This is a genomic window from Isoalcanivorax pacificus W11-5 (assembly GCF_000299335.2).
GTDB classification, from domain to species: domain Bacteria; phylum Pseudomonadota; class Gammaproteobacteria; order Pseudomonadales; family Alcanivoracaceae; genus Isoalcanivorax; species Isoalcanivorax pacificus.
On the sequence record NZ_CP004387.1, the window covers coordinates 305,498 to 328,108 of the forward strand.

Sequence of the window (22,611 nt, forward strand, 5' to 3'; positions counted from 1 at the left end):
AGGTGTCATCTTTCCGCCAGTGGCGGCAGTGTAACACGGCGATTGCACCAGCGGTCCGGGTTCACCGGGCGCCCCTGCTGGCGGATTTCAAAGTACAGACCGGACTCGCCGGCGCCACCGGAATTGCCGGCGCGGGCCAGCACGTCGCCCTGCGCCACCCAGTCGCCGACCGCGCGCAACAGGCTTTGATTGTGGCCGTACAGGCTCAGGAAACCGTTGCCGTGGTCGACAATCAGCATCAGCCCATAGCCGCGCAACCAGTCGGCGTAGACCACCCGGCCGGTGTGTACCGCGCGCACCGGCGTGCCGGTGGCGGCTTCCAGCAGCACGCCGTTCCAGCGCAGCCCGCCGTCGCGGCGTGCGCCGAAATTCACTTTGGCGCGGCCCTGCACCGGCCACGGCAGCTTGCCGGCCAGCTCGCCGAAGGGGGCGCCGCCCGGGTTGGCCGGGATGTCGGCGAGGGCGCGGTTCATTTCCTGCAGGAGTTTGTCGAGGCGCTCTGCATCGGCTTCCAGCGAGCTGATGCGCTGCCCCTGCTCATTGAGGCGGGCGTTGAGGCGAGTGAGTGCCTGCTCGCGCTCGCGGCGGGCGCTCTCCAGCCGCGTCTGCTGGGTGGCCACCGCATCGCGGCGGCGGTTGAAGCGGTCGCGGGCGTCGGAGACTTCCAGCGACACGGCGAGCAGATCGGCCAGGTCCTTCTCCAGCTGGTCGAGCCGTTCGGCGCGGGCGCGCTGGAAGTACTCGTGGTAGCGCATCAGCCGGGCGACCTGGTCCGGCTGCTCCTGGCTGAGCAGCAGTTTCAGGGTTGGCTCGCGGCCGTTCATGTACGTGGCGCGCACGGTCCTGGCCAGCCAGCTCAACTGGGTGGCCTGCTCGGCGGCCATGCGTTGCTGGCGCGCGCGCAACTGCTCCAGCGCCTGCCCCGCGTCGCGGGCCTGGCGCTCCAGTGTCGCCTGTTCCTGGTCCAGCCGGGCGATGGCCAGCTCGCGCTCGCGCAGTTCGGCGGCGAGGCTGTCGCGCTGGCGCAGGTCCTTGCGCTGGGTGTCCTGCAGTGTCTGGATGCGCTCGCGCAGGGCACGCAACTGGGCCGGCGACACCTGTTCCGCCAGGGCCGGGGCGGGGGCCAGCAAGGTAAGCAGCAACAGGGGGGCGAGCAGGGTGCGGATCATGAAAGGGGTTTTACCTCAGCGGCGTCATCAGGGGAACGGGGTGGGTCGCAATCGTGGATGATTGGCGGCGCCTTCCCTATACTTGGCGCCGTTTTCACCCATTCCGGACGCTGTTATGGACCGTATTTTCGAGTTTGCTGCCAATCATTACATCCTGGTGTCGGCGTTTTTCCTGCTCTGGACCCTGTTTTTCTTCCTGGAGTCACGTCGAGGCAGCCTGGCGGTGAGCCCGCAGGGCGCCACCAGCCTGGTGAACCGCGAAGACGGTGTGATCATCGACGTGCGTGACGAGGACGAATACCGCCAGGGCCATATCGCCGGCAGTATCAATGTTCCGCTCGCCAAGCTCAATGAGCGCAGCGGTGAACTGGAGAAGTACCGGGACAAACCGGTGATTCTGGTCTGCAAGCTGGGCAACCAGGCCAGCCATGCCGGACGCCAGTTGCAGCAACAGGGTTTTGCCCGCCTGTATCGCATGCGCGGCGGCATCCAGGGCTGGCGTGCCGACAGCCTGCCGGTGGTGCGTGCCTGATATGCCTGATGTGGTGCTCTATACCACCGGCTGGTGTCCGTACTGCATCCGCGCGCGGCGGTTGCTGGACGGCAAGGGCGTGGCCTACACCAATATCGATGTGGGGGAAAATCCCGCGCTGCGTGCCGAGATGCGTGCACGGGCCGGGCGCAACACCGTGCCGCAGATATGGATCGGCGACACTCACGTGGGTGGCAGTGATGAGCTCTACGCGCTGGAGCGCGCCGGCCGCCTTGATGCAATGTTGAAGGGACAAGAACAATGAGCGACACACCAGAACGCACTTTTCAGCTACAGCGTATCTACACCAAGGACGTTTCTTTTGAAGTCCCCGGCGCGCCGGAGGTATTCATCAAGCCGTGGCAGCCGCGTGTGAACGTGCAGCTGAACACCGAAACCCGCAAGGTGGGCGAGAGCGGCAACGATTATGAAGTGGTGCTGAGCCTCACCGTCACCGCCAGCAACGAAGAAAAAACCGTCTACCTGGTGGAAATCAAGCAGGCCGGTATCTTCACCATGATCGGTATCGAGGGCGAAGAGCGCGAGCAACTGCTCGGCGCCTACTGCCCGAACCTGCTGTTCCCCTATGCGCGGGAACTGATCTCCGATCTGGTCAGCCGTGGCACCTTCCCGCAACTGCTGCTGCAACCGATCAACTTCGATGCGCTGTTCCAGGATGCCAAGGCGCGTGCTGCGGCAGGCCAGGACGCACCGGCGGAAGGCAATACGCACTGATGCGCGAGCTTTAATGCCCTTGGGGGGTAGGGTGGGTAGAGCCAACGGCGAAACCCACCGTGTCCATGCCGCACACTGCTCGCACAAAACCAGCGAAACTGCCTACTTCCGAAGCGGGGCAGTTTTGATGATTTTGCGGGAGTGAATAACGGGCATGGACGTGGTGGGTTTCGCCGTTGGCTCTACCCACCCTACGGCGCTCCGGGTCTGGTGGGGAAAGCGCAGCGAATTCCCCCTCCCCTGTGTCAGATTTTTCCCTGAAATCCCATCTGCCGCCACGCTTCATACACCGCCACCGACACACTGTTCGACAGGTTCAGGCTGCGGCTGCCGGCAACCATCGGCAACCGCAGTTTTTGTTCGGCGCTTAATGTGTCGAGCAGGGCCACCGGCAGCCCACGGCTTTCCGGTCCGAACAGCAACACATCCTCCGCCGCGAAACGCGCTTCGCTGTAGCAATGGCTGCCACGGGTGGTAAACGCCCACAGGCGACGCTCGCCCAGCCAGGCGGCGAATGCCTCCCAGTGGTCATGCACGCGGGTGGTAGCCTGGTCGCGATAATCCAGGCCGGCGCGGCGCAGCAGTTTGTCTTCCAGTACGAAGCCGAGGGGCGCAATCAGGTGCAGCTGGCAGCCGGTGTTCGCCGCCAGGCGCATGACATTGCCGGTGTTGGGCGGGATTTCAGGTTCGAACAGGGCGATGTGCAACATGGCGGGGAAGGTATGGCCCGCCTGCCGGAGCAGACGGGCCAGGCCGGATCAGCGCGAGGCGCGCTTGCGGTCCGATTCGGTCAGCAGTTTCTTGCGCAGGCGGATGTAGTGCGGGGTGACTTCCACCAGCTCGTCTTCATCAATGAAGTCGATGGCCTGTTCCAGTGACATGCGGATCGGCGGCGTGAGGATGATGTTCTCATCGGTGCCGGAGGCGCGCATGTTGGTCAGCTGCTTGCCCTTGGTCGGGTTTACCACCAGATCGTTGTCGCGGGAGTGAATGCCGATCAGCTGGCCTTCGTACACTTCCACGTTCGGCTCGATGAACATGCGGCCGCGTTCCTGCAGGTTGAACAGGGAGAAGCCCAGCACCTTGCCGGTGACGTTGGAAATCAGCACGCCGTTGTTGCGTTCGGCCAGCTGGCCCGGCTTGTAGTCGCCGTAGTGCGAGAACACCGAGTTGAAGATGCCGGTGCCGGAGGTCAGCGTCATGAACATGGAGCGGAAGCCGATCAGGCCGCGTGACGGCGCAGTGTATTCCAGGCGCACACGGCCCTTGCCGTCCGGGGACATGTTGGTCATGTCGCCGCGACGAATGCCCATCTGTTCCATGATCGGACCCTGGTGCTGTTCTTCCACGTCCAGGATCAGTTGCTCGTAGGGCTCTTTCTTGACGCCGTCTTCTTCCTTCACGATCACTTCCGGCCGGCCCACGGCCAGCTCGAAGCCTTCACGGCGCATGTTCTCGATCAGTACCGACAGGTGCAGCTCGCCACGGCCGGAGACGCGGAAGCGGTCCGGGCTGCCGGTATCTTCCACGCGCAGGGCCACGTTGTGGCGCAGTTCTTCGTGCAGGCGGTCGCGGATGTTGCGCGAGGTCACGAACTTGCCGTCCTGGCCGGCGAACGGCGAGGTGTTGACGTGGAAGAACATGCTCACGGTGGGCTCGTCCACGGTCAGCGGCGGCAGCGCTTCCACATTGTTCGGGTCACACAGGGTGTCGGAGATGTCCAGCGGGTCCAGGCCGGTCACGCAGATGATGTCGCCGGCTTCGGCGGTCGGCACTTCCACGCGCTCCAGGCCGTGGTGGCCCATGATGGTCAGCACGCGGCCATTGCGCACCTTGCCAGCCGTGTCGACCACTTTCACCGGGGTGTTGGTCTTGACGCGGCCACGCTTGACGCGGCCGATGCCGATCACGCCGACATAGCTGTTGTAGTCCAGCGAGGAAATCTGCATCTGGAACGGACCATCCATGTCCACGTCCGGGTGCGGCACGCGGTCGATGATGGTCTGGAACAGCGGGGTCATGTCGTCGGCCATGTCGTCGGCGTCCAGGCCGGCGATGCCGTTCAGGGCCGAGGCGTAGACCACCGGGAAGTCGAGCTGCTCATCGGTGGCGCCGAGGCGGTCGAACAGGTCGAACACCTGGTCCATCACCCAGTCCGGGCGGGCGCCGGGGCGGTCGATCTTGTTGATCACCACGATCGGCTTGAGGCCCTGCTGGAAGGCTTTCTGGGTCACGAAGCGGGTTTGCGGCATCGGGCCGTCCACCGCGTCCACCAGCAGCAGCACGGAATCGACCATCGACATCACGCGCTCCACCTCGCCGCCGAAGTCGGCGTGGCCAGGGGTGTCGACGATGTTGATGCGGTAGTCGTTCCACTTCAGCGCGGTGTTCTTCGCGAGGATGGTGATACCGCGTTCTTTCTCGATATCGTTGGAATCCATGACTCGCTCGACCGGCCCGCTGCGTTCCCCGAGGGTGCCGGACTGCTGCAGCAGCTTGTCTACGAGGGTGGTCTTGCCATGGTCGACGTGGGCGATGATGGCGATGTTACGCAGGCGTTCGATGCTCACAAAATGTACCGGTCTGGCGAAAAAGGGGGCCGGAGTATAACAGGCCGAGTATGACAGGCACACGCTTATATATTAGACAGTTTTACCGATGCCCCCGATATTTCCTGCGGGCGTTGCACTAGAATGTGCCCCCGTGCTGCAACCCTCGGCGCTGTTCAGGGTCGAAGGTGGCACTGTCGGGGAGGCTTGCCCCGGCCGGCAAATGACAGGCAAGTGACTGGAATAGCTGATGAAATTTGTTCGGATTCTGACGCTGCCCCTGCTCGCGGCAGCGCTGGGCGTCCACGCCCAGGATGGGGTGGAGATCAATCACAAGGTGATTCTGGGTCTTCACGAGCATGCACTGGTCAAGGAGATTGATCATCCGGTCGAGGCGAAGCTGGACACGGGCGCCGTGAGCGCCTCGCTCAGCGCCTATGACATCGAGATGTTCGATAAGGACGGCAAGCGCTGGGTGCGCTTCCGTCTGGGGGCCAGTGATGCCGACGACACGCTGTATGAGCTGCCGTTGGACGACACTGTGCGCATCCGCCGCCGGTTGTCGGACATTGATCCCGAGGAAGATCGCAGCTACACCCGCCGTCCTGTGGTGCGCCTGACGGTCTGCATCGGTGAGCGTGAAGTGCCGATGCGGGTCAACCTGGCGGACCGTCGCAACTTCAATTACCCGCTGCTGGTTGGTTCCGAAGGGCTGCGCAACCTGCGTTCCCTGATTGATCCGGAGATGGAGTTTTCCAGTGGCAAGCCGCGGTGTACCGTAACCTTGGCCAACCTCGACGACGAAGAGGAACAGCAACAATGACAGGACCGGGGCAACGGGCGAGGGTGCTATGCGCGGAGTAAAGCTGCATGCAATGCTGCTGGCGCTGACGTTGATGACGATCGGGGCGGGCGCGACGTTCTATCAGATCTATGTCCTCAATATCCCGGTCAGTGAGAGCGTTACTGATCCGGTCTGGGTCATTGACGCCCGGGTGCAGTTCCGTGCCAGCGGCAATGTGCCGGTGAAGGTGCAGATGTTCGTGCCGCCCGGCAGTGAGCGTTATCTGGTGCTCAACGAAAGCTTCATCTCCCAGAACTACGGCGTGAACGTGAACCGTGTCGGCCCGAACCGCCAGGTGACCTGGTCGGTGCGCCGGGCCCAGGGGGACCAGACGCTGTATTACCGCAAGATGCTCTCGCGCCGTTTTGGCGGTGAGCAGACGACAGTGGAGACCGGCCCGCAATTCCGTGCCCGGCCACCGCTGGAGGGTGTCGAGCGCGCGGCCGCCGAGGCGCTACTGGCGCCGATTCGCCAGCATTCCGCCGATGTCGATACCTTTATCAGTGAAACCATCCAGCGCGTGAACAACCTGCAGGACGAGAATGTCGGCCTGCTGCTGGCCAACGACACCAGCATCGACAAGCGCGCGCGGGTGATCGAGACGCTGCTGGCGGTGGCCCATATCCCGGTGGAACAGGTGCACACGCTGCGCCTGGCGGCGACCCCGAGCCAGACGCCGGAGCTGTGGCTGCGCAGCTTCAACGGCACCCACTGGACCTACTTCAACCCCGCCACGGGCGACCAGGGCCTGCCGGATGACCGCATTGTCTGGTGGATTGGTGCCACGCCGGTGTCTTCCATCGAGGGTGGCTCGCGGCCGAATGTGACCTTCAGCATCACCAGTTCCGAAGTCAGTGCCATCCAGCTTGCACAGGATTCACAGATCGTGCGCGACAGCGCCATGCTCAGCTTTTCGCTGTACGACATGCCGGTGGCGACGCAGGAAGTATTCAGCGTGATGATCATGATCCCGCTGGGTGTGCTGCTGATCCTGTTGCTGCGCAATCTGGTCGGCTTCCTGACACTGGGCACCTTCACGCCGGTGCTGGTGGCGCTGGCCTTCCGCGAGACGGAGGTGCTGTGGGGCATCGTCCTGTTCACGGTGATCACCACCATGGGGCTGTCGCTGCGCTCCTACCTTGAGCACCTGCGCCTGCAATTGCTGTCCCGGTTGTCGGTGGTGCTGACCTTCGTCGTGATCCTGATGGCGCTGATCAGCCTGTTCGGCCACAAGCTGGGCTGGGAGCGCGGCCTGTCGGTGGCGCTGTTCCCGATGGTGATCCTGACCATGGTGATCGAGCGGCTGTCGATCCTGTGGGAAGAGCGCGGCGCCACCAATGCCTTCAAGGCCGCCATCGGCACGCTGGTGGCCGCCACGCTGGCGCACCTGCTGATGACCTGGCCGCCACTGGTGTACTTCTGCTTTACCTTCCCCGGCGTGTTGCTGGTGATGGCCGGCATCATGCTGCTGATGGGGCACTACCGGGGCTATCGGCTCACCGAGCTGCTGCGCTTCCGGGCACTGGCGGGTAAACACTGATGTTTTTCAAGACCTGGCGGGCATTGCGGCAACGCGGCGTAATGGGCATCAACCAGCGCAACGGCGACTATGTGCTGCGGTATAACCGCCGCCATCTGTACCCGCTGGTGGACGACAAGCTGCTGACCAAGGAGCGGGCGTTGGGCGCGGGTATCCGTGTGCCAGACCTGTACGCCGTGGTCGACAGTGAGCACGACATCAGCCGGCTGCCGAAGAAACTGGCCGACCGTACCGACTTCGTCATCAAGCCGGCCCAGGGCGCCGGTGGCGACGGCATCCTGGTGATCACCGACCGCTTCGAGGGCCTGTACCGCACCACCTCGGGGCGGCTGCTCACCGAGGACGACATCGGGCATCATCTCTCCGGCATCCTCTCCGGCATCTATTCTCTGGGCGGCCACCGTGACCGGGCGCTGGTGGAATACCGGGTGACCCCGGACAAGGTGTTCAGCGCCATCAGCTTCGAGGGCGTACCGGATATTCGCATCATCGTGCTGTGCGGCTACCCGGTGATGGCCATGCTGCGCCTGCCCACACGGCAGTCGCAGGGCAAGGCCAACCTGCATCAGGGGGCCATTGGCGTCGGCGTGGACCTGGCCACCGGCATCACCCTCAACGGCACCTGGCACAACCGCGTGATCCAGCGACACCCGGACACCGCCAACCCGGTGGCCGGCGTGCAACTGCCGGACTGGCACGAGTTCATGCGGCTGGCGGCGAGCTGTTATGAGCTGACCGGGCTGGGCTATCTCGGCGTGGACCTGGTGCTCGACAAGGACCGTGGTCCGATGATGCTGGAGCTCAATGCCCGGCCGGGCCTGAGCATTCAGGTCGCCAACGATGCCGGGCTGGCCAAGCGTTGTGCCCGGGTCGAGCGCCACATTGATCAACTCAATGCCACCGGTCGCAACGAATCGGTGGAAGAGCGGCTACAGTATTGCCAGCAGAAGTTCGCCACGGGCGAACTGTCCATGGGCAGCGTGCCGGTGTCATCCTGATGCCGGCGCGCTGGCGCGATTGCCTGATTCTGCGATCCAGTGCGTGACGACTGACATCAAACTGTCATAAATTCATCCGCATCCATGTCCTTCAGGGCCCTGCCTGTCGATGTACGCACCCGTTTCCCTGCGCTCTTTCCTGATTGCCAACTATGTCCTGATCCTCGCCCTGACCGGCTGGATTGCCCGGGATGCCCTCGCTGGAGGGCTGGCGTCGATGCTCTTTACGCTGGCGGCGCTGCTGGCCTACAGCCTGTTGTATCTGTTGCCGACGCTGCTGATCGCCGGGCTGGCCTGGCGGCTGTATCGCCCGCTGGGGATGCTGTTGGGGGTGGTGCTGGCGTCGTCGACGCTGATCCTGCTGCTGGCGGACAGCCGTATTCACGACATGTACGGCTTCCATATCAATGGCTTCGTCTGGAACCTGCTGACCACCCCCGGCGGGTTTGCCTCCATGGGCGGCAGCGCCAGCGCCGAGCTGACTGCCGTCGCGCTGTGCATGGCCATCCTGCTGCTGGAAACCGGGCTGCTGCTCTGGCTTGGCCGTCGTGCGCCCGCGCGGGGCTGGCCGTGGGGGCGTTTTGTTGCGGTGGTGCTGTGTGTCATGGTCGCCGAGCGGGCTGCCTACGGTGTCAGTCACTTGACGGCCTATCGGCCGGTGCTGGTGGCGGCCAAGGAAGTGCCGTTCTACCAGCCCACCACCTTCCGTCGTGCTGCGGCAAAACTTGGCGTCGAAATGCGGCGGCAGAAAAACATGGACGTGGCAGACCGTGGCCGGCTGGCCTATCCGCGCGCGCCGGTCACGCTGCGCGAGAATGCGCCGACCCCGAACATCGTCTGGCTGGTGGGCGAGTCACTGCGCTGGGACATGCTCGATCCGGAAATCATGCCGAACCTGTGGCGCTTTGCGCAGAGCAGCCAGCGCTACACCAACCATTTCAGTGGTGGCAACGGCACCCGCATGGGCATGTTCTCGATGTTCTATGGTTTGCCCGGCAACTACTGGTTCTCCTTCCTGGATGCGCGCCAGCCGCCCGTGCTGATCAGCACGCTGCAACAGCAGGATTATCAGTTCGGGTTGTTTACCAGCGCCAAGTTCAGTTACCCGGAATTCGACAAGACACTGTTCGCGTCGCTGCCGGCGGACACCATGACCAGCGATGACCAGGGGCCGGGCTGGCAGCGGGACCGCCGCAATGTGGCGCGGCTGCTGGACTATATCGACCGGCGCGATACGGCAAGGCCGTTCTTTGCCTTCATGTTCTTCGAGTCGTCCCATGCGCAGTATTACTTCCCGCCGGAGAGCACACTGCGTACGGATTACCTGCCGGATTTCAACTACGCCACCGTGGACGTGAAAAACAACATCGACGGCATCTTTGCCCGTTACGTGAATGCCAGCCACCACCTCGACAGCCAGATCGGGCGTGTACTGGACCACCTCACCGCGCAGGGCTTGCTGGACAACACCCTCGTGATCATCACGGGTGACCACGGTGAAGAGTTCATGGAAGAAGGCCGCTGGGGGCATAACTCCGCCTTCCACAACGAACAGCTGCATGTGCCGCTGGTGCTGTACGCACCGGGCATGGCGCCGGGCGTGCTGCATCACCCGACCAGCCACCAGGACCTGATCCCGACGCTGATGCCGATGCTCGGCGTCACCAATCCGCTGCGCGACTATGCGCTCGGCCTGCCGCTGCAGGAGGGGGTGCCGGAGCGCTACCGGCTGGCGGCGAGCTGGGATGCCCTGGCCTACATCGATGACCACCACAAGGTGGTGATGCCACTGAAGGCCTCCGGCCTGCTGGACATGCTGGTGGAGGAATCCGACGACGATCCGGTGGTGGACGAAGAGCTGGTGATCGCGACCCTGAGCCCGAAGCTGATGGACGTGCTCGACGACCTGGCCCATTCTTCCAGCAGCAAGCGGCGCCAGTCCAGTGGTTTCACGTCGTCACCCTCCGCAGAGTGATGCCGATACAGGTATCCCAGAGTCGCCCCGAGAAAACCCATGGCTATCGCCCACATGTGGCGAGCCAGGTCGCCACCAGCAGCAACGAACATTTGCAGCCAGGTGTTCGGGTTGTCCGGCATTGGTTGCTTCCCCAACAAAAAGCCCGCTCTATGGCGGGCTTGGGTGAATTAAACGCTCCGGCGGACGGGCACTCCCATCCCATGGAGAAAAACGATTTACCAGAGCCGGTAAGTCAGCTCTACGCCCAGGGCGTCGTACAGATTGCGGTCGGTGTTGAACGCGCAACTGTGGTGCGTGTATTTGCCGTTCAGTGCCATGCGGCCGTCGCCGGACTGATAGACGTTGGCCCGAAAGCCGCCGTTGCTGGTCAGCCGGTTATCCGGCCCATCGTCCATGCACTGCGGCGAGCGGTCGCCCCGCATCTGCCGGTCAATGCCCAGGTATACCTCGCCCCAGGCGAACCACTGGCCACGCTCTCCGGCGCTGGCGCACTGAGCCAGACCAACCGCCAGCACAGCAACGCCGACAAAAGCCAGGATGCCGTGGGCGACCTTCCGGCCTCTCTGGGTCCGGAAATAGTTGATTGCAGCCTCAAATGACCCGAATCTCCACCAGATCAGCCCCAGGGCAACGCCCAGCGTCAGCCCTACGAACAAAATCGCACTCATGGAATACCTCAGGTCAGGAATTTGGCGCCGGGTCACTGCCTCCCAGCATGACGCATCTGATTCGCAGCCGGATCGGGGAACGGCTGGGCCTTACGGCAGGGAGCGTGCGCGGCTCCAACTGAGGCCCGGCGAGGGTGGCGGGGAAGGACCGGAAACAAGGCCTCAGGAACGAAAAAGCCCCGGAGAACCGGGGCCATGACTCTGTCCGACTTTTGTCCGCGTTTGGTCTGCATATGCAGTGCGGTTTTGTAGTGTTTACCGGCTCCCACCGGCTGACAGCCTCGCCATCCCTCAATGGTAGAGCTAAGCCCTCAGAAACGCAAAACGCCCGGATTTTTGGTCCGGGCGTAATGGGGGCGTCTGGTCAGTATACTAAAAGGCGTCATCATTTGATGTCAACTAGCTTCCGCAGATCATCTGAATCCACTTCCTTGAGTCCTGCGCGTCCCAGTCAGATCCATCACTCCAAATAATCACCCTGCTAGGCATTACGGCGAATTTCCTTCTTCCGACATATGCGCCATAAGCATTCTTTGCGTTAACTTCGCCACAAACAACGCTCCCATCGGCCTCTTTGCCCATGCCCCGCAAATTGTAATATCTGGCAGACTCTTCATCCCTAAGCTTTTCGCCGACTCTTGAGCGGGCAGTCTCTTCCATCTCAGGTGTAAGAGCATATGTGGCCCTATCCGAAGCAGAATCTCCGAGCTCAGAGGCCGACGCAGAAGCGCTCCAGGCACAGAATACCATCATTGCCATCATAATTACCGTGTGTCGCATGACCCCTCCTCGGTTTGCATGGGGCATTTTCACTTTTGTCTTCGGTAACTATCAAGATTTCCTTGATGGTTGCCATGAAGTTGCTGCTCGTTACCTTGGCGTGCCGGCTCAAGCCCTTTTTTCTCTATAAATAAGCAACCGCAACCCCAATGGCGCACCCGATCACGGCCGTCCAAATTCCTGACTGAAAGTCAGTAGCCATGCCTACCGGAAATGCAGCAATAACAGAAAAAGTCCCGATGGCACTGCCAACTGCCTGACGGAATGCCGACCTCTGATTTCCGCGCCGGACCTGCGTTTGCAGTGGTCCGCCAGCCATCGGGGCGCCGCAACCAGGGCATGCCGCAGCTTTATTGCTTACTTCTCTGCTGCACTCAGGACATTTGATAAGAGACATAAAATCCCCTCATTTTCCCTCAATTGATGAGTCCGGCCTTTCTTAAAGCTTCTGACAGCGACTGATCCAGTGGAACTCGCCCCGTAGATGGATTTGGCTGGTTTACCAGTATCTGCCGATAGATCAGGTTTTGTCCCGAAAGCATCTGATCAAGGATACGATCCGCCTCATCTCCAACAACCAATGTGTATGGCTGAGACATCCTCATGGCATTCTCAACCGCAACTTTCTGGGCATTGTTGATCGCATCGTTATCTAAACCTGGGATATCAACGATAAAAGGCGCAAACCATGCCTCTATCTCGCTGATGTTCGGCGTATTTTCCGGCGTAACCATAATTGCTTCATTTCCATCAACACGCATCTGTACGGCACCAACAGGGACCTTGAATTGGCCTCCTGACATGAAACCGACCGCCAACCCTTCGACGGTCTTCATGATGACCGGATAAATCATCCCGTATGAGAAAGTCCGGCTTCCGGGTTGTGGCCAGTCCCCGGTAGTCACCATCACGGTAGTCTTATCAGAAAATTCGTCATACGAACTTACCGCTTCCCATGTGGGACCTCTAGCACAACCGGAGGCTGTGGCAAAACCGCATAATATCAATAAAAAAATCGTTATCCTCCGAGAAATCTCACCAATCATTAGATTTCGCCCCAGAAGATAATGATGACCGCATTGATTCTGTTAGTTGCGTTAGCTCTGCCTTTGCTCCATCCATATCTGACTTGTTATGAATTGGAGCATTTCGTGCTGGTGAGGCTATACCATTGTTGTAACTTGCTGGCCACGCCAAGTTAATATTCGAATAGGTTACCCTGAACCTCTGATCCCTAACCTCAATCTTCATGGTAAATGGATGGGTCCATTCTGACTTTGCCAAGCATGAAATGCCTTTGCACGGGTATGGAATGACACCGTTACCGATTAATATACCATCGTCCTGATTTTCATATTCTATTACTGATTTGGCCGACCTAAAATTTTCCGCAATCCAAGAACGCAGGCCAACATAAATAGCATCTTTATCCATTCCCTCCACGGCGACAACTTGCTCAAAGTTTCTTTCTTGTTCACTGACGGGAACTGGAACCATGCCAGAACAAGCGGAAAGAACACCTAAACATAAAATGGCGAGCCAACTTTTCACCCCAACCTCTCCTTCCTATCCAAAAAAAGGCATGGTCAATAATAGGCCCGACCATATCAATGATGACATTGTGACATCATTGATATTGGCCCCGCCTGAGCAGGGCCGGGTTGTCACATCTGGGCAAGCCGCCCTACTGCCGCCTGGGCAATGGCTGATACAGCCTCTCGGCGCGGCATGGCGCTGGGATCAGCCAGGTACTTGGCCACCCCTTCCAATTTACCGCCAGCGTCGCTGACCGGCGGTGTGCCTGATGTCGCCACTGGGGTAAGCCCGGCGGCTTTGCTATACTCGGCGGCCCTGATTCAACGCCCCCGCCGATCCGGCGTTTGGCCGGTCGCCGAGTATTGCCATGTCCGCTGCACCACACACCGCACAATCTGCCGTTGCCCCCCGTCGCCGCGCGCTGGCGCTGGTCTCCGGCGGGCTGGATTCGATGCTGGCGGTGAAGGTGATCCAGGCCCAGGGCATCGAGGTCGAGGGCGTCAATTTCTTTACCGGCTTCTGCGTCGAGGGGCACACCCACGCCATCCGCGAGCGCGACCGCAAGAAGCCCAAGCGCAACAATGCGCTGTGGGTGGCCGAGCAGCTCGGGATCAAGCTGCACATCATTGATATCTCGGACGAATACAAGGATGTGGTGCTCAAGCCGCGCTACGGCTATGGCGCCCACATGAACCCCTGCCTGGACTGCAAGATCTTCATGGTCGGCAAGGCCGCGCTGATGCTGGACAAGGCCCGCGAGCTGGCCGATGCCCAGAGCAGCCAGGGTGAGCCGGGGTTTGATTTCATCATCACCGGCGAGGTGGTGGGCCAGCGGCCGAAATCCCAGAAGAAGTGGACCATGCCGGTGATCGCGCGGGAGTCCGGCGCCGAGGACCGGCTGCTGCGCCCGCTGTCGGCGCGCAATCTGGAGCCGACGCTGCCCGAGCGTGAGGGCTGGGTGGACCGCGAGCGCCTGTACGGTTTCAGCGGCCGTAACCGCAAGCCGCAGATTGCGCTGGCCGAAGCGTTCGGGCTGGATGACTTTGCCCAGCCTGCCGGCGGCTGCTGCTTCCTGACCGACGAAGCCTATTCGAACAAGCTGGTCGACCTCTGGCAGGCCCGCCGCAAGCGTGACTATGAGCTGGACGACATCATGCTGCTGAAAGTGGGCCGGCACCTGCGTCCGCGCCCGCATTTCAAGCTGATCATCAGCCGCGAAGAGGGCGAGGGGAATTTCCTGGAGGGCTATCGCTACCAGTTCCCGAGCCTGGAGCCGGTCAGCCACGGTGGCCCGCTGACGCTGGTGGACGGCGAGTTTGCTGATGCAGCGGAAGCCGAACTGGCGGCGGCTATCGTGGCGCGTTTCTCACAGGGGCGCGAGGCAGAGGCGGTGTCCGTGCAGTACAACCGTCCGGGCGGCGTGTCGCAGTTGCTGACGGTGAAACCGCTCACCACCGAGCAGGTGCCGAAAGACTGGTATCTGGGGTAAGCGGGCATGGCTGACTATGAACTGAATGCGTGCCGGTTGCTGTGTCCATTACCCGTGATCAAGACCCAGAACCGGGTGCGCGAACTGGCTCATGGCGACGTGCTGGAAGTGCTTGCCACCGACCCGGGAGTGCTCAATGATGTGCCCGCCTGGGCGCGGATCAACGGGCATCGGGTATTGGAGAGCGGACGTCGTGACGGCATTGTCTTCGTGCAGCTTCAGGTGGTGCGCGAAGGGGCATAAACGGGTTTTGCGGCAAGGATTTGCACAAAAATGGTGCGTTAGCGATTTCAGTGCACCATATCTGTGCAAGGTGCGGCATTGGTCAGGTCTATGTGCTTGATTTCAGGGCATCTGTGACGTGGCATGCATTTTGCTCACTCTGTGGGCAAGGACGTCCGGCGCCTGCGCCGTGACACAACGAATACATCACGAGTTTGTCTCACCACCTGTCCGGAGCAGACTACCGGGCCGGTCACATTTCACGCTGTTCCAGGAGGACGCTTCACCATGTCTGCAAAGACTCTGAAACTGATCAAAGAGAATGACGTCAAGTGGGTGGACCTGCGCTTCACCGACAGCCGCGGTAAGGAACAGCACGTTACCTACCCGGCCGCAGACGTCGATGACGATTTCTTCCAGGACGGCAAGATGTTCGACGGTTCTTCCATCTCCGGCTGGAAGGGCATCAACGAATCCGACATGATCCTGATGCCGGACGACGATTCCGCCGTGATTGACCCGTTCACCGACGTGGCCACGGTCAACCTGCGTTGCAACATCGTCGAGCCGACCACCATGCAGGGCTACGACCGCGACCCGCGCTCCATCGCGCAGCGCGCTGAAGAATATCTGAAATCCACCGGCATCGCGGACACCGCGCTGTTTGGTCCGGAGCCGGAATTCTTCGTATTCGATGGCGTGAAGTGGAATTCCGCCATGAACGCCCAGTCCTATGAAATCTACTCTGAAGAAGCCGCCTGGGTTGCCGGCGAAGACTTCGACAAGAACAACATCGGTCACCGCCCGCGCGTGAAAGGCGGTTACTTCCCGGTACCGCCGGTGGACAGCCTGCACGACCTGCGTGCAGCCATGTGTGCGGCCATGGAACAGATGGAACTGCGCGTTGAAGTGCACCACCACGAAGTGGCCACCGCTGGCCAGTGCGAGATCGGTGTTGGCGCGGCCACCCTGACCCGCAAGGCTGACGAAGTCCAGATCCTGAAATACTGCATCCACAACGTGGCGCACGCTTACGGCAAAACGGCGACCTTCATGCCGAAGCCGCTGATCGGCGACAACGGCTCGGGCATGCACGTGCACCAGTCCCTGAGCAAAGACGGCAAGAACCTGTTTGCCGGCGACGTCTACGGTGGCCTGTCTGAGATGGCGCTGTACTACATTGGCGGCATCATCAAGCACGCCCGCGCCCTGAACGCGCTGACCAACCCGTCCACCAACTCCTACAAGCGTCTGGTGCCGGGCTTCGAAGCGCCGGTGATGCTGGCCTACTCTGCCCGCAACCGTTCTGCCTCGATCCGGATTCCGTTCGTGCCGAACCCGAAAGGCCGTCGTATCGAAACCCGTTTCCCGGACCCGGCCGCCAACCCGTACCTGTGTTTCGCGGCACTGCTGATGGCGGGCCTGGACGGTATCCAGAACAAGATCCACCCGGGCGAAGCGATGGACAAGGACCTGTACGACCTGCCGGCCGAGGAAGCGAAGAGCATCCCGACCGTGGCGCACACCCTGACCATGGCGCTGGACGAGCTGGAAGCCGATCACGAGTTCCTGCTCAAAGGCGACGTGTTCTCCAAGGACATGCTCGACGCCTACATCGAACTCAAGCGCCAGGACATCGAGCGCCTGAACATGACCCCGCACCCGGTCGAGTTCGACATGTACTACTCCGTGTAAGACCTCCCGGTCTTCGCACGTCGAAAAGAGCCCCCTCTCGGGGCTCTTTCAGACTGAGGACAAACCCCTGTTTTTATGAATCACCTCTTCGAGGCGATATAAAAGTGGGTGGTCGCATTCCAGGTTGCAGCCCTATGGCTATGCAAGTGGAGGCTATCACCAGAAAAACAGCGACTCTTTGCCCTGGGTGGATAATTTTTTAGTAGAAGAATGGCTGCCGAGGTTTGTCAGCAGCCTGAAAGAGCCCCCTCTCGGGGCTCTTTTCGTTTCCGTGACCGGTGCATGGCTGCCGCCTTTGTTTTCCGTCCGGCGGCGTCGCACAATCGACGGGACGACCACGGAGTTTCTCGCATGGCTTATCCGCGCATCTTACTGACCTCGCTGCTGGCCTTGCTGTCAGGGGCGCTGCTGGCGCCGGCCCAGGCCCAGCTGCAGGTTGACACCCAGACCCAACCCACGGACCCGGACAGCCAGGCGGAGCCGGTACCGGAGGCGCCCGCCAATCGCATTTACCGCATGCGGGATGAACAGGGCCGGGTGATCTTCACCGACACGCCGCCGGAGGGCGCGCAGGCGCAGGAAATCCGGCCGCGCCAGCCAAACAGCATGCCGGCGCCACCAGCGCGCGCGCCGCGTGAGCAGGCCCCGCCCGCGCCGGTCGCCGCGGGTTATTCAACGCTGGAGATCGTCTCGCCAAGCCACGAGCAGACCTTTCAGAACCCGCATGAGCCGATCCCGGTACAGGTAAATCTGGCACCGCCACTGCAGTCCGGGCATAGCCTGCGGGTGCTGGATAATGACCAGCCGCTGGACGAGCTGGTGCTGACCTGGCCGGAGCGGGGCACCCACGCACTGCGCGCCCAGGTGCTGGACGCCGACGGTGAGGTGCTGAAGGAATCCGACACAGTGACCATCTACGTTCATCGCCACAGTGTCCTGCTCGGTCCTGGTGCCCGGCGTGACAAGGACAAGGACGAAAAACGGACTGGTCTGGTGCAGTTGCTCCCCTGGGTGCCCGATACGAACTGATGCTGGTGCACGCTGTGCACAATAATGGTGCATGCGTTATGCTGCCTGCCTGTGCATCCACCCGTCGCCGACAGGGAAAGGCCGGTATACAGGGTTTTTCCCGCCGTGCACTGGATGGCCTGAAACTTGCTTTGGCTCAGGCATGGCGAAACCGACCCCTCTGGATCATCAGCTTCACAAGCGCTTGCTGGATCACCTCAGCACGGCGGTGTTGCTGCTCGACCAGGATTTGCGCCTGCGCTATCTCAACCCGGCGGCGGAAATGCTGCTCTCTACCAGTGCGCAGCGGGCCGTGGGCCAGCCGTTGCCGGAATGCTTTTTCGACGACCCGGATGCCCAGGCTGCACTGATCCGGTGCATTGAAGAGGGCCATCCGTTCACCCGGCGGGAAGCCCGGCTGCAGTTTGCACCAGGACAGGAACTGACCGTGGACTATTCGGTGGCGCAACTGGCCGAGCCGGGCCGGTCGCCGTCGCTGCTGATGGAGTTGCAGCCGCTGGATCGTCTGTTGCGCATCGCGCGGGAGGAAGCGCTCGTACATGCCCATCAGGCCACACGGGCGCTGGTGCGCGGTGTGGCCCACGAGATCAAGAACCCGCTTGGCGGCATCCGCGGTGCCGCGCAACTGCTCGAACGGGCCCTGCCCGCCCCCGACCTCGCTGAATACACCCGTGTCATCATCGACGAAGCCGACCGCCTGCGGGCACTGGCGGACCGCATGCTCGGCCCGCGCCGGCTGCCGAATTTCCGCTCCCTGAACATTCATGAATGCCTGGAGCATGTGCGGCAACTGATCCTTGCCGAACACCCGGAAGGCGTGCGCGTGCAGCGCGACTACGACATCAGCCTGCCGGAGATTCCGGCCGACCGTGACCAGCTTATCCAGGTGATCCTGAACCTGGCGCGCAACGCCGTGCAGGCGCTCACGGAAGCGAATATGCCCGACGCCACGGTGATTTTCCGTACCCGGGTGCAGCGGCAATTCACCATCGGCGCGCAGCGGCATCGTCTTATTGCGCGCATCGATATACAGGACAACGGCCCCGGCATTCCGGAAGAACTGCGCGAGACGCTGTTCTACCCGATGGTCAGTGGCCGTGCCAATGGCTCCGGGCTGGGCCTGTCCATCGCCCAGTCCATCATCAGTCAGCATCAGGGAATGATCGAATGCGAGAGCACCGCCGGTCGCACGGTGTTCAGCCTGTTATTGCCCATGGAACACATCACGGGCACCGAAGGAGAGAGTGAATCACCATGACAGCCAAAGTCTGGGTTATCGACGATGACCGTTCGATTCGGTGGGTGCTGGACAAGGCGCTGGGCCAGGAAGGGTTCAACACCGTCTGCTTTGAGGACGCCGATGAAGCGCTGAACGCGCTGGAAGAAGGCGGCAGCGAGCCGGACGTGGTGATCTCGGATGTGCGCATGCCGGGCACCGATGGCCTGCGCATGCTGAAAATGCTGCAACGCAAGCATCCTGATCTGCCGGTGATCATCATGACCGCGCACTCGGATCTGGATTCCGCCGTGGCGTCCTACCAGGGCGGCGCGTTCGAATACCTGCCGAAACCCTTTGATGTGGATGAAGCCGTGGCGCTGGTGAAGCGCGCCGTGCGCCATCGTGCCGAGGCGCGTGGCGGCCCGGTGGAGGAAAGCAACGAGCCGCCGGCGGAAATCATCGGCGAAGCGCCCGCCATGCAGGAAGTTTTCCGTGCCATCGGCCGGCTGTCGCACTCCAATGTCACCGTGCTGATCAACGGCCAGTCCGGTACCGGTAAAGAGCTGGTGGCGCACGCGCTGCACCGGCACTCGGTGCGGCGCGAGAAGGCGTTCGTGGCGCTGAACATGGCGGCGATTCCGAAAGACCTGATCGAGTCGGAACTGTTCGGCCACGAAAAAGGCGCCTTCACCGGCGCCAACAGCCAGCGTATCGGCCGCTTCGAGCAGGCCAACGGTGGCACCCTGTTTCTGGATGAAATCGGCGACATGCCACTTGAAGCGCAGACCCGTCTGCTGCGCGTGTTGCAGGAAGGGGAGTTCTATCGTGTCGGCGGCACTACGCCGATCAAGGTGGACGTACGCATCATCGCGGCCACCCACCAGAACCTTGAGCGGCTGGTGAAAGATGGCGATTTCCGCGAGGATCTGTTCCACCGCCTGAACGTCATCCGCATCCATATTCCGAAACTGGCCGAGCGCCGCGAGGATATTCCGCGCCTGGCCCGTTACTTCCTGCAACGCGCCGCGCGTGAGCTGGAAGTGGAAACCAAATCCCTGCACCCGGACACCGAGCGTTATCTGGCGTCACTGCCCTGGCCGGGCAATGTGCGGCAACTGGAAAACACCTGTCGCTGGCTGACCGTGATGGCCACCGGGCGCGAGGTGCTGGTGGATGATCTGCCGCCGGAACTGAGCCAGCAGGAAACCCGTCAGGAAGTCAGCGGCAACTGGGAAAAATCCCTGCGCCAGTGGGCCGAGCGGGCATTGTCGTCCGGGGAGCGCGGCATCCTGGATCACGCTGTGCCAGCGTTCGAACGTGCCATGATCGAAGTGGCGCTCAACCACACCGGTGGCCGTCGTCGCGATGCGGCGGGCCTGCTCGGCTGGGGTCGCAATACGCTGACCCGCAAGATCAAGGAACTGGGGATGGACGATATGGCGTCAGTGGAAGACTGACGCCGCGTTATTCCATCAGGCGGCGGGCGGACGCACGAACCATCAGCCAGTCGCCGTCCTCCAGGCGCCAGAGTGACTCCACCCGGTACAGCTGACCGGTCTCCGGCAGCAGCGAGCCGGTGCCGCCAGTGGTCAGTACATTGAAACGGGCTTCGGCAAGATCCGGGCGGGCGCCATCCGGCAATACCGTGATACCGGTGACGGTAATACTGATGTCCGGATAGCGCAGCAGTGTGGCGGCCAGCAGCCGGCGGGATTGTTCCCGATCCAGAGCTTCGCCGCCCCGCGCCAGGCTGAAATCCGCCGTCAGCCGCCGCACCACCGGCCCGGCCTGACGGGCTTCAATGGCGTCCGCCATCTCTCTCAGCGCATCACTGATCCCGTCTTCTGCGGGTGGCGCGCTGCACGCGGCGAGCGCCATGAACACGGCGGCTTGCAGCAGCAGAAAGCTGCCGTATGCTGTGCGTTTTATCGTTCCCATGGCCCTGGCATGCATTCCCGAGTTGATACCGCACTCTATCCCGAGACAGAACCCTGGTTCCAGCGCTGGCTGGCGGTGGGCGATGGCCACGAGCTCTATGTCGAGCAAAGCGGCAATCCCGATGGTCTGCCGGTGCTGGTGTTGCACGGTGGCCCTGGCGGCGGCTGCTCACCACATATGCGACGTTATTTCGATCCGTCGCGCTGGCGCATCATCCTGTTCGACCAGCGTGGCGCCGGCCGCTCGCGGCCGATGGGCGGGTTGCAGGCCAACACCACCGAGCACTTGTTGGCGGACATGGCATTGATCCGTCACGAACTGGGTGTTGAGCGCTGGATGCTGTTCGGTGGCTCCTGGGGCAGCACGCTGGCGCTGCTGTATGCGCAGCGTTACCCCGAGCAGGTCAGCGCCCTGGTGCTGCGCGGGGTGTTCCTGTGCCGCCGCGAGGACATGGACTGGCTGTATCGTGACGGCGCCAGCCGCATTTACCCCGAAGCCTGGGCGTCTTTTGTCGGCGGCGTACCGGCGGCGGAAGCCGGTGATCTGGTCGCGGCCTACTATCGCCGCCTGTGCGATGACAGTGATCCCGCCCTGCAGCAGTCACTGGCAATGCGCTGGGCGGGCTGGGAAGGCGCTTGCGCCACGTTGTTGCCGTCACCGGCGGTGCTGGCCGGATTTCATGCCCGCGCGCTGGCGCTGGCACGCATCGAAGCGCATTACTTTGCGCATCAGGGGTTTATGCCCGCCGGTGGTGTGCTGGCAGGTATGCCGGCGCTGGCGCAGGTGCCGGGGATCATCGTGCATGGCCGCTACGACATGGTCTGTCCGGTGGACCAGGCGCTGCTGCTGCAACAGCACTGGCCGGCGGCGCGGCTGGAGATCGTGCCGGACGCCGGCCATTCCGCCAGTGAGCCATCGCTGGAGCGGGCGCTGGTAGCGGCGGTGCAGGCGCTGGCGTCAGAGGTCCTGTCATGAAGAGGCTGCCATGAAGGTGCTGTTGCAACGGGTCAGCGAGGCCCGGGTCACGGTCGGGGGCGAAACGGTGGGCGACATCCGTACCGGCTTGCTGTTGCTGGTCGGGCTGTGCCGTGACGACGATGAAGCGCGTGTCCGGCAGATGGCCACGCGCGTGCTCGGTTACCGCGTTTTTGCGGATGACATGGGCAAGATGAACCTGGATGTGCAGCAGGCGGGTGGCGCGTTACTGGTGGTATCACAGTTCACCCTGTCGGCGGATACCGGGCGTGGCCGGCGGCCGAGTTTCAGCAGCGCGGCGGAGCCTGCCCGTGCCCGGGTGCTGTTCGATCTGTTTGTCGACGCCCTGCGCGCGCAAAGGGTGCCGGTGGAGACAGGCCTGTTTGCGGCGGATATGCAGGTGCATCTGGTCAACGACGGGCCGGTGACCTTCCTGCTCGAATCGTGATCCGCGAATGTAGTCTATAGGAACCTCTGAATAACTCCCCGGTGGTTCTGCGGGCGCTACAGCATGCAGTAGCAAGGCGCGTCGCGCCGGCAATGGCCGTAGCCCTTGCCAAGCGACGCAACGCGGCTAATGCGTGCTGTAGCGCTCGCCCTGCGGGGCTTTCCGGGCGGCGCCTGCTCCGCGTTGCGCCTTCTCGACGTAGCCCGCTATGCCTTCGAAGTCGCGCCTTGATCAGGCGCCGCCCGGAAAGCCAGAACCACCGGGGAG

General features: G+C 62.2%; 23 protein-coding genes. 15 read left to right on the plus strand and 8 right to left on the minus strand.

What is annotated here, in order from left to right:
* Positions 1-5: 5 nt before the first annotated feature.
* Positions 6-1,169: a murein hydrolase activator EnvC family protein gene (locus S7S_RS01480; RefSeq protein WP_008736288.1), complete on the minus strand. Its 1,164-nt coding sequence runs from the start codon at positions 1,167-1,169 to the stop codon at positions 6-8.
* A gap of 115 nt (positions 1,170-1,284) precedes the next feature.
* Here S7S_RS01480 and S7S_RS01485 point away from each other — a divergent pair, with 115 nt between their 5' ends.
* Genes S7S_RS01485 through secB form a run of 3 tightly spaced genes read left to right on the plus strand, consistent with a single transcriptional unit; the run spans position 1,285 to position 2,436 of the window.
* Complete coding sequence (locus tag S7S_RS01485) at positions 1,285-1,701, plus strand: rhodanese-like domain-containing protein (protein WP_008736290.1); 417 nt, start codon at positions 1,285-1,287, stop codon at positions 1,699-1,701.
* 1 nt (position 1,702) lies between these two features.
* The gene (gene grxC / locus S7S_RS01490) at positions 1,703-1,966 is read left to right on the plus strand and encodes a glutaredoxin 3 (protein ID WP_008736293.1); all 264 of its coding nucleotides are present in this window, start codon (positions 1,703-1,705) and stop codon (positions 1,964-1,966) included.
* Entirely contained in the window at positions 1,963-2,436 is a 474-nt protein-coding gene (gene secB / locus S7S_RS01495; RefSeq protein ID WP_008736296.1) for a protein-export chaperone SecB, read from the plus strand. Before grxC ends, secB begins: the two co-directional genes overlap by 4 nt.
* 245 nt (positions 2,437-2,681) lie before the next feature.
* Here the strand turns inward: secB and S7S_RS01500 are convergent, their stop codons facing one another.
* Together S7S_RS01500 and typA are read right to left on the minus strand one after the other, a co-directional pair.
* Complete coding sequence (locus S7S_RS01500; RefSeq protein WP_008736298.1) at positions 2,682-3,146, minus strand: tRNA (cytidine(34)-2'-O)-methyltransferase; 465 nt, start codon at positions 3,144-3,146, stop codon at positions 2,682-2,684.
* Positions 3,147-3,194: 48 nt separating this feature from the next.
* Positions 3,195-5,006, minus strand: a complete 1,812-nt coding sequence (gene typA, locus S7S_RS01505) for a translational GTPase TypA (RefSeq protein WP_008736300.1) — start codon at positions 5,004-5,006, stop codon at positions 3,195-3,197.
* Positions 5,007-5,235: 229 nt separating this feature from the next.
* On the opposite strand from typA, the gene S7S_RS01510 reads away from it, so the two are divergent.
* The 4 genes from S7S_RS01510 (at position 5,236) to S7S_RS01525 (ending at position 10,342) form a co-directional block, all read left to right on the plus strand.
* Positions 5,236-5,808 (plus strand): ATP-dependent zinc protease family protein, encoded by a 573-nt coding sequence (locus S7S_RS01510; RefSeq protein WP_008736303.1) that lies wholly within the window; start codon positions 5,236-5,238, stop codon positions 5,806-5,808.
* 28 nt (positions 5,809-5,836) lie between these two features.
* The gene (locus tag S7S_RS01515; RefSeq protein ID WP_035204359.1) at positions 5,837-7,369 is read left to right on the plus strand and encodes an inactive transglutaminase family protein; all 1,533 of its coding nucleotides are present in this window, start codon (positions 5,837-5,839) and stop codon (positions 7,367-7,369) included.
* Positions 7,369-8,367 carry an alpha-L-glutamate ligase-like protein gene (locus tag S7S_RS01520; RefSeq protein ID WP_008736307.1) on the plus strand — a complete coding sequence of 333 codons (999 nt, stop codon included), beginning with the start codon at positions 7,369-7,371 and terminating at the stop codon, positions 8,365-8,367. The genes S7S_RS01515 and S7S_RS01520 overlap by 1 nt, the downstream gene beginning before the upstream one ends.
* A 109-nt stretch (positions 8,368-8,476) precedes the next feature.
* Positions 8,477-10,342 (plus strand): sulfatase-like hydrolase/transferase, encoded by a 1,866-nt coding sequence (locus tag S7S_RS01525; protein WP_008736309.1) that lies wholly within the window; start codon positions 8,477-8,479, stop codon positions 10,340-10,342.
* Positions 10,343-10,560: 218 nt separating this feature from the next.
* Here S7S_RS01525 and S7S_RS01530 read toward each other — a convergent pair whose 3' ends face one another.
* The 4 genes from S7S_RS01530 to S7S_RS19050 all read right to left on the minus strand — a co-directional run bounded on the left by S7S_RS01530 (position 10,561) and on the right by S7S_RS19050 (position 13,344).
* Positions 10,561-11,013: a hypothetical protein gene (locus S7S_RS01530; RefSeq protein WP_008736312.1), complete on the minus strand. Its 453-nt coding sequence runs from the start codon at positions 11,011-11,013 to the stop codon at positions 10,561-10,563.
* A 399-nt stretch (positions 11,014-11,412) separates the two neighbouring features.
* Positions 11,413-11,793, minus strand: a complete 381-nt coding sequence (locus S7S_RS01535; RefSeq protein WP_008736313.1) for a hypothetical protein — start codon at positions 11,791-11,793, stop codon at positions 11,413-11,415.
* Between the two features lie 416 nt (positions 11,794-12,209).
* On the minus strand, positions 12,210-12,839 hold the full coding sequence (locus S7S_RS01540) for a hypothetical protein (RefSeq protein ID WP_144401556.1): 630 nt from the start codon (positions 12,837-12,839) through the stop codon (positions 12,210-12,212).
* Positions 12,829-13,344 carry a DUF4468 domain-containing protein gene (locus S7S_RS19050; protein WP_082027596.1) on the minus strand — a complete coding sequence of 172 codons (516 nt, stop codon included), beginning with the start codon at positions 13,342-13,344 and terminating at the stop codon, positions 12,829-12,831. The genes S7S_RS01540 and S7S_RS19050 overlap by 11 nt, the downstream gene beginning before the upstream one ends.
* Before the next feature lie 352 nt (positions 13,345-13,696).
* Between S7S_RS19050 and S7S_RS01545 the strand changes: the two genes are divergently transcribed.
* The 6 genes from S7S_RS01545 to glnG all read left to right on the plus strand — a co-directional run bounded on the left by S7S_RS01545 (position 13,697) and on the right by glnG (position 20,440).
* Positions 13,697-14,818: a tRNA (5-methylaminomethyl-2-thiouridylate)-methyltransferase gene (locus tag S7S_RS01545; RefSeq protein ID WP_008736317.1), complete on the plus strand. Its 1,122-nt coding sequence runs from the start codon at positions 13,697-13,699 to the stop codon at positions 14,816-14,818.
* 6 nt (positions 14,819-14,824) lie between these two features.
* Positions 14,825-15,061, plus strand: coding sequence for a sulfurtransferase TusA family protein (locus S7S_RS01550; RefSeq protein WP_008736319.1), 237 nt, complete (start codon positions 14,825-14,827; stop codon positions 15,059-15,061).
* A 267-nt stretch (positions 15,062-15,328) separates the two neighbouring features.
* Positions 15,329-16,735 (plus strand): glutamate--ammonia ligase, encoded by a 1,407-nt coding sequence (glnA, locus tag S7S_RS01555; RefSeq protein WP_008736321.1) that lies wholly within the window; start codon positions 15,329-15,331, stop codon positions 16,733-16,735.
* Between the two features lie 351 nt (positions 16,736-17,086).
* Positions 17,087-17,764 (plus strand): DUF4124 domain-containing protein, encoded by a 678-nt coding sequence (locus S7S_RS01560; protein WP_041025842.1) that lies wholly within the window; start codon positions 17,087-17,089, stop codon positions 17,762-17,764.
* 142 nt (positions 17,765-17,906) lie between these two features.
* The gene (glnL, locus tag S7S_RS01565; protein ID WP_041025843.1) at positions 17,907-19,022 is read left to right on the plus strand and encodes a nitrogen regulation protein NR(II); all 1,116 of its coding nucleotides are present in this window, start codon (positions 17,907-17,909) and stop codon (positions 19,020-19,022) included.
* Entirely contained in the window at positions 19,019-20,440 is a 1,422-nt protein-coding gene (glnG, locus tag S7S_RS01570; protein WP_041025844.1) for a nitrogen regulation protein NR(I), read from the plus strand. The genes glnL and glnG overlap by 4 nt, the downstream gene beginning before the upstream one ends.
* A gap of 7 nt (positions 20,441-20,447) precedes the next feature.
* Here the strand turns inward: glnG and S7S_RS01575 are convergent, their stop codons facing one another.
* Complete coding sequence (locus S7S_RS01575) at positions 20,448-20,921, minus strand: nuclear transport factor 2 family protein (RefSeq protein ID WP_008736337.1); 474 nt, start codon at positions 20,919-20,921, stop codon at positions 20,448-20,450.
* A gap of 9 nt (positions 20,922-20,930) precedes the next feature.
* Here S7S_RS01575 and pip point away from each other — a divergent pair, with 9 nt between their 5' ends.
* On the plus strand, positions 20,931-21,896 hold the full coding sequence (gene pip, locus S7S_RS01580) for a prolyl aminopeptidase (RefSeq protein WP_041025845.1): 966 nt from the start codon (positions 20,931-20,933) through the stop codon (positions 21,894-21,896).
* 10 nt (positions 21,897-21,906) lie between these two features.
* Positions 21,907-22,344 carry a D-aminoacyl-tRNA deacylase gene (dtd, locus tag S7S_RS01585; RefSeq protein ID WP_041025846.1) on the plus strand — a complete coding sequence of 146 codons (438 nt, stop codon included), beginning with the start codon at positions 21,907-21,909 and terminating at the stop codon, positions 22,342-22,344.
* The last annotated feature ends 267 nt before the right edge of the window (positions 22,345-22,611 follow it).

Coding starts and splice junctions, on each gene's coding strand:
- S7S_RS01480 (WP_008736288.1), bottom strand. CDS start 1,169: ATGATCCGCACCCTGCTCGCCCCCCTGTTGCTGCTTACCTTGCTGGCC.
- S7S_RS01485 (WP_008736290.1), top strand. CDS start 1,285: ATGGACCGTATTTTCGAGTTTGCTGCCAATCATTACATCCTGGTGTCG.
- grxC (WP_008736293.1), top strand. CDS start 1,703: ATGCCTGATGTGGTGCTCTATACCACCGGCTGGTGTCCGTACTGCATC.
- secB (WP_008736296.1), top strand. CDS start 1,963: ATGAGCGACACACCAGAACGCACTTTTCAGCTACAGCGTATCTACACC.
- S7S_RS01500 (WP_008736298.1), bottom strand. CDS start 3,146: ATGTTGCACATCGCCCTGTTCGAACCTGAAATCCCGCCCAACACCGGC.
- S7S_RS01510 (WP_008736303.1), top strand. CDS start 5,236: ATGAAATTTGTTCGGATTCTGACGCTGCCCCTGCTCGCGGCAGCGCTG.
- S7S_RS01515 (WP_035204359.1), top strand. CDS start 5,837: ATGCGCGGAGTAAAGCTGCATGCAATGCTGCTGGCGCTGACGTTGATG.
- S7S_RS01520 (WP_008736307.1), top strand. CDS start 7,369: ATGTTTTTCAAGACCTGGCGGGCATTGCGGCAACGCGGCGTAATGGGC.
- S7S_RS01525 (WP_008736309.1), top strand. CDS start 8,477: ATGTACGCACCCGTTTCCCTGCGCTCTTTCCTGATTGCCAACTATGTC.
- S7S_RS01530 (WP_008736312.1), bottom strand. CDS start 11,013: ATGAGTGCGATTTTGTTCGTAGGGCTGACGCTGGGCGTTGCCCTGGGG.
- S7S_RS01535 (WP_008736313.1), bottom strand. CDS start 11,793: ATGCGACACACGGTAATTATGATGGCAATGATGGTATTCTGTGCCTGG.
- S7S_RS01540 (WP_144401556.1), bottom strand. CDS start 12,839: ATGATTGGTGAGATTTCTCGGAGGATAACGATTTTTTTATTGATATTA.
- S7S_RS01545 (WP_008736317.1), top strand. CDS start 13,697: ATGTCCGCTGCACCACACACCGCACAATCTGCCGTTGCCCCCCGTCGC.
- S7S_RS01550 (WP_008736319.1), top strand. CDS start 14,825: ATGGCTGACTATGAACTGAATGCGTGCCGGTTGCTGTGTCCATTACCC.
- glnA (WP_008736321.1), top strand. CDS start 15,329: ATGTCTGCAAAGACTCTGAAACTGATCAAAGAGAATGACGTCAAGTGG.
- S7S_RS01560 (WP_041025842.1), top strand. CDS start 17,087: ATGGCTTATCCGCGCATCTTACTGACCTCGCTGCTGGCCTTGCTGTCA.
- glnL (WP_041025843.1), top strand. CDS start 17,907: ATGGCGAAACCGACCCCTCTGGATCATCAGCTTCACAAGCGCTTGCTG.
- glnG (WP_041025844.1), top strand. CDS start 19,019: ATGACAGCCAAAGTCTGGGTTATCGACGATGACCGTTCGATTCGGTGG.
- S7S_RS01575 (WP_008736337.1), bottom strand. CDS start 20,921: ATGGGAACGATAAAACGCACAGCATACGGCAGCTTTCTGCTGCTGCAA.
- pip (WP_041025845.1), top strand. CDS start 20,931: ATGCATTCCCGAGTTGATACCGCACTCTATCCCGAGACAGAACCCTGG.
- dtd (WP_041025846.1), top strand. CDS start 21,907: ATGAAGGTGCTGTTGCAACGGGTCAGCGAGGCCCGGGTCACGGTCGGG.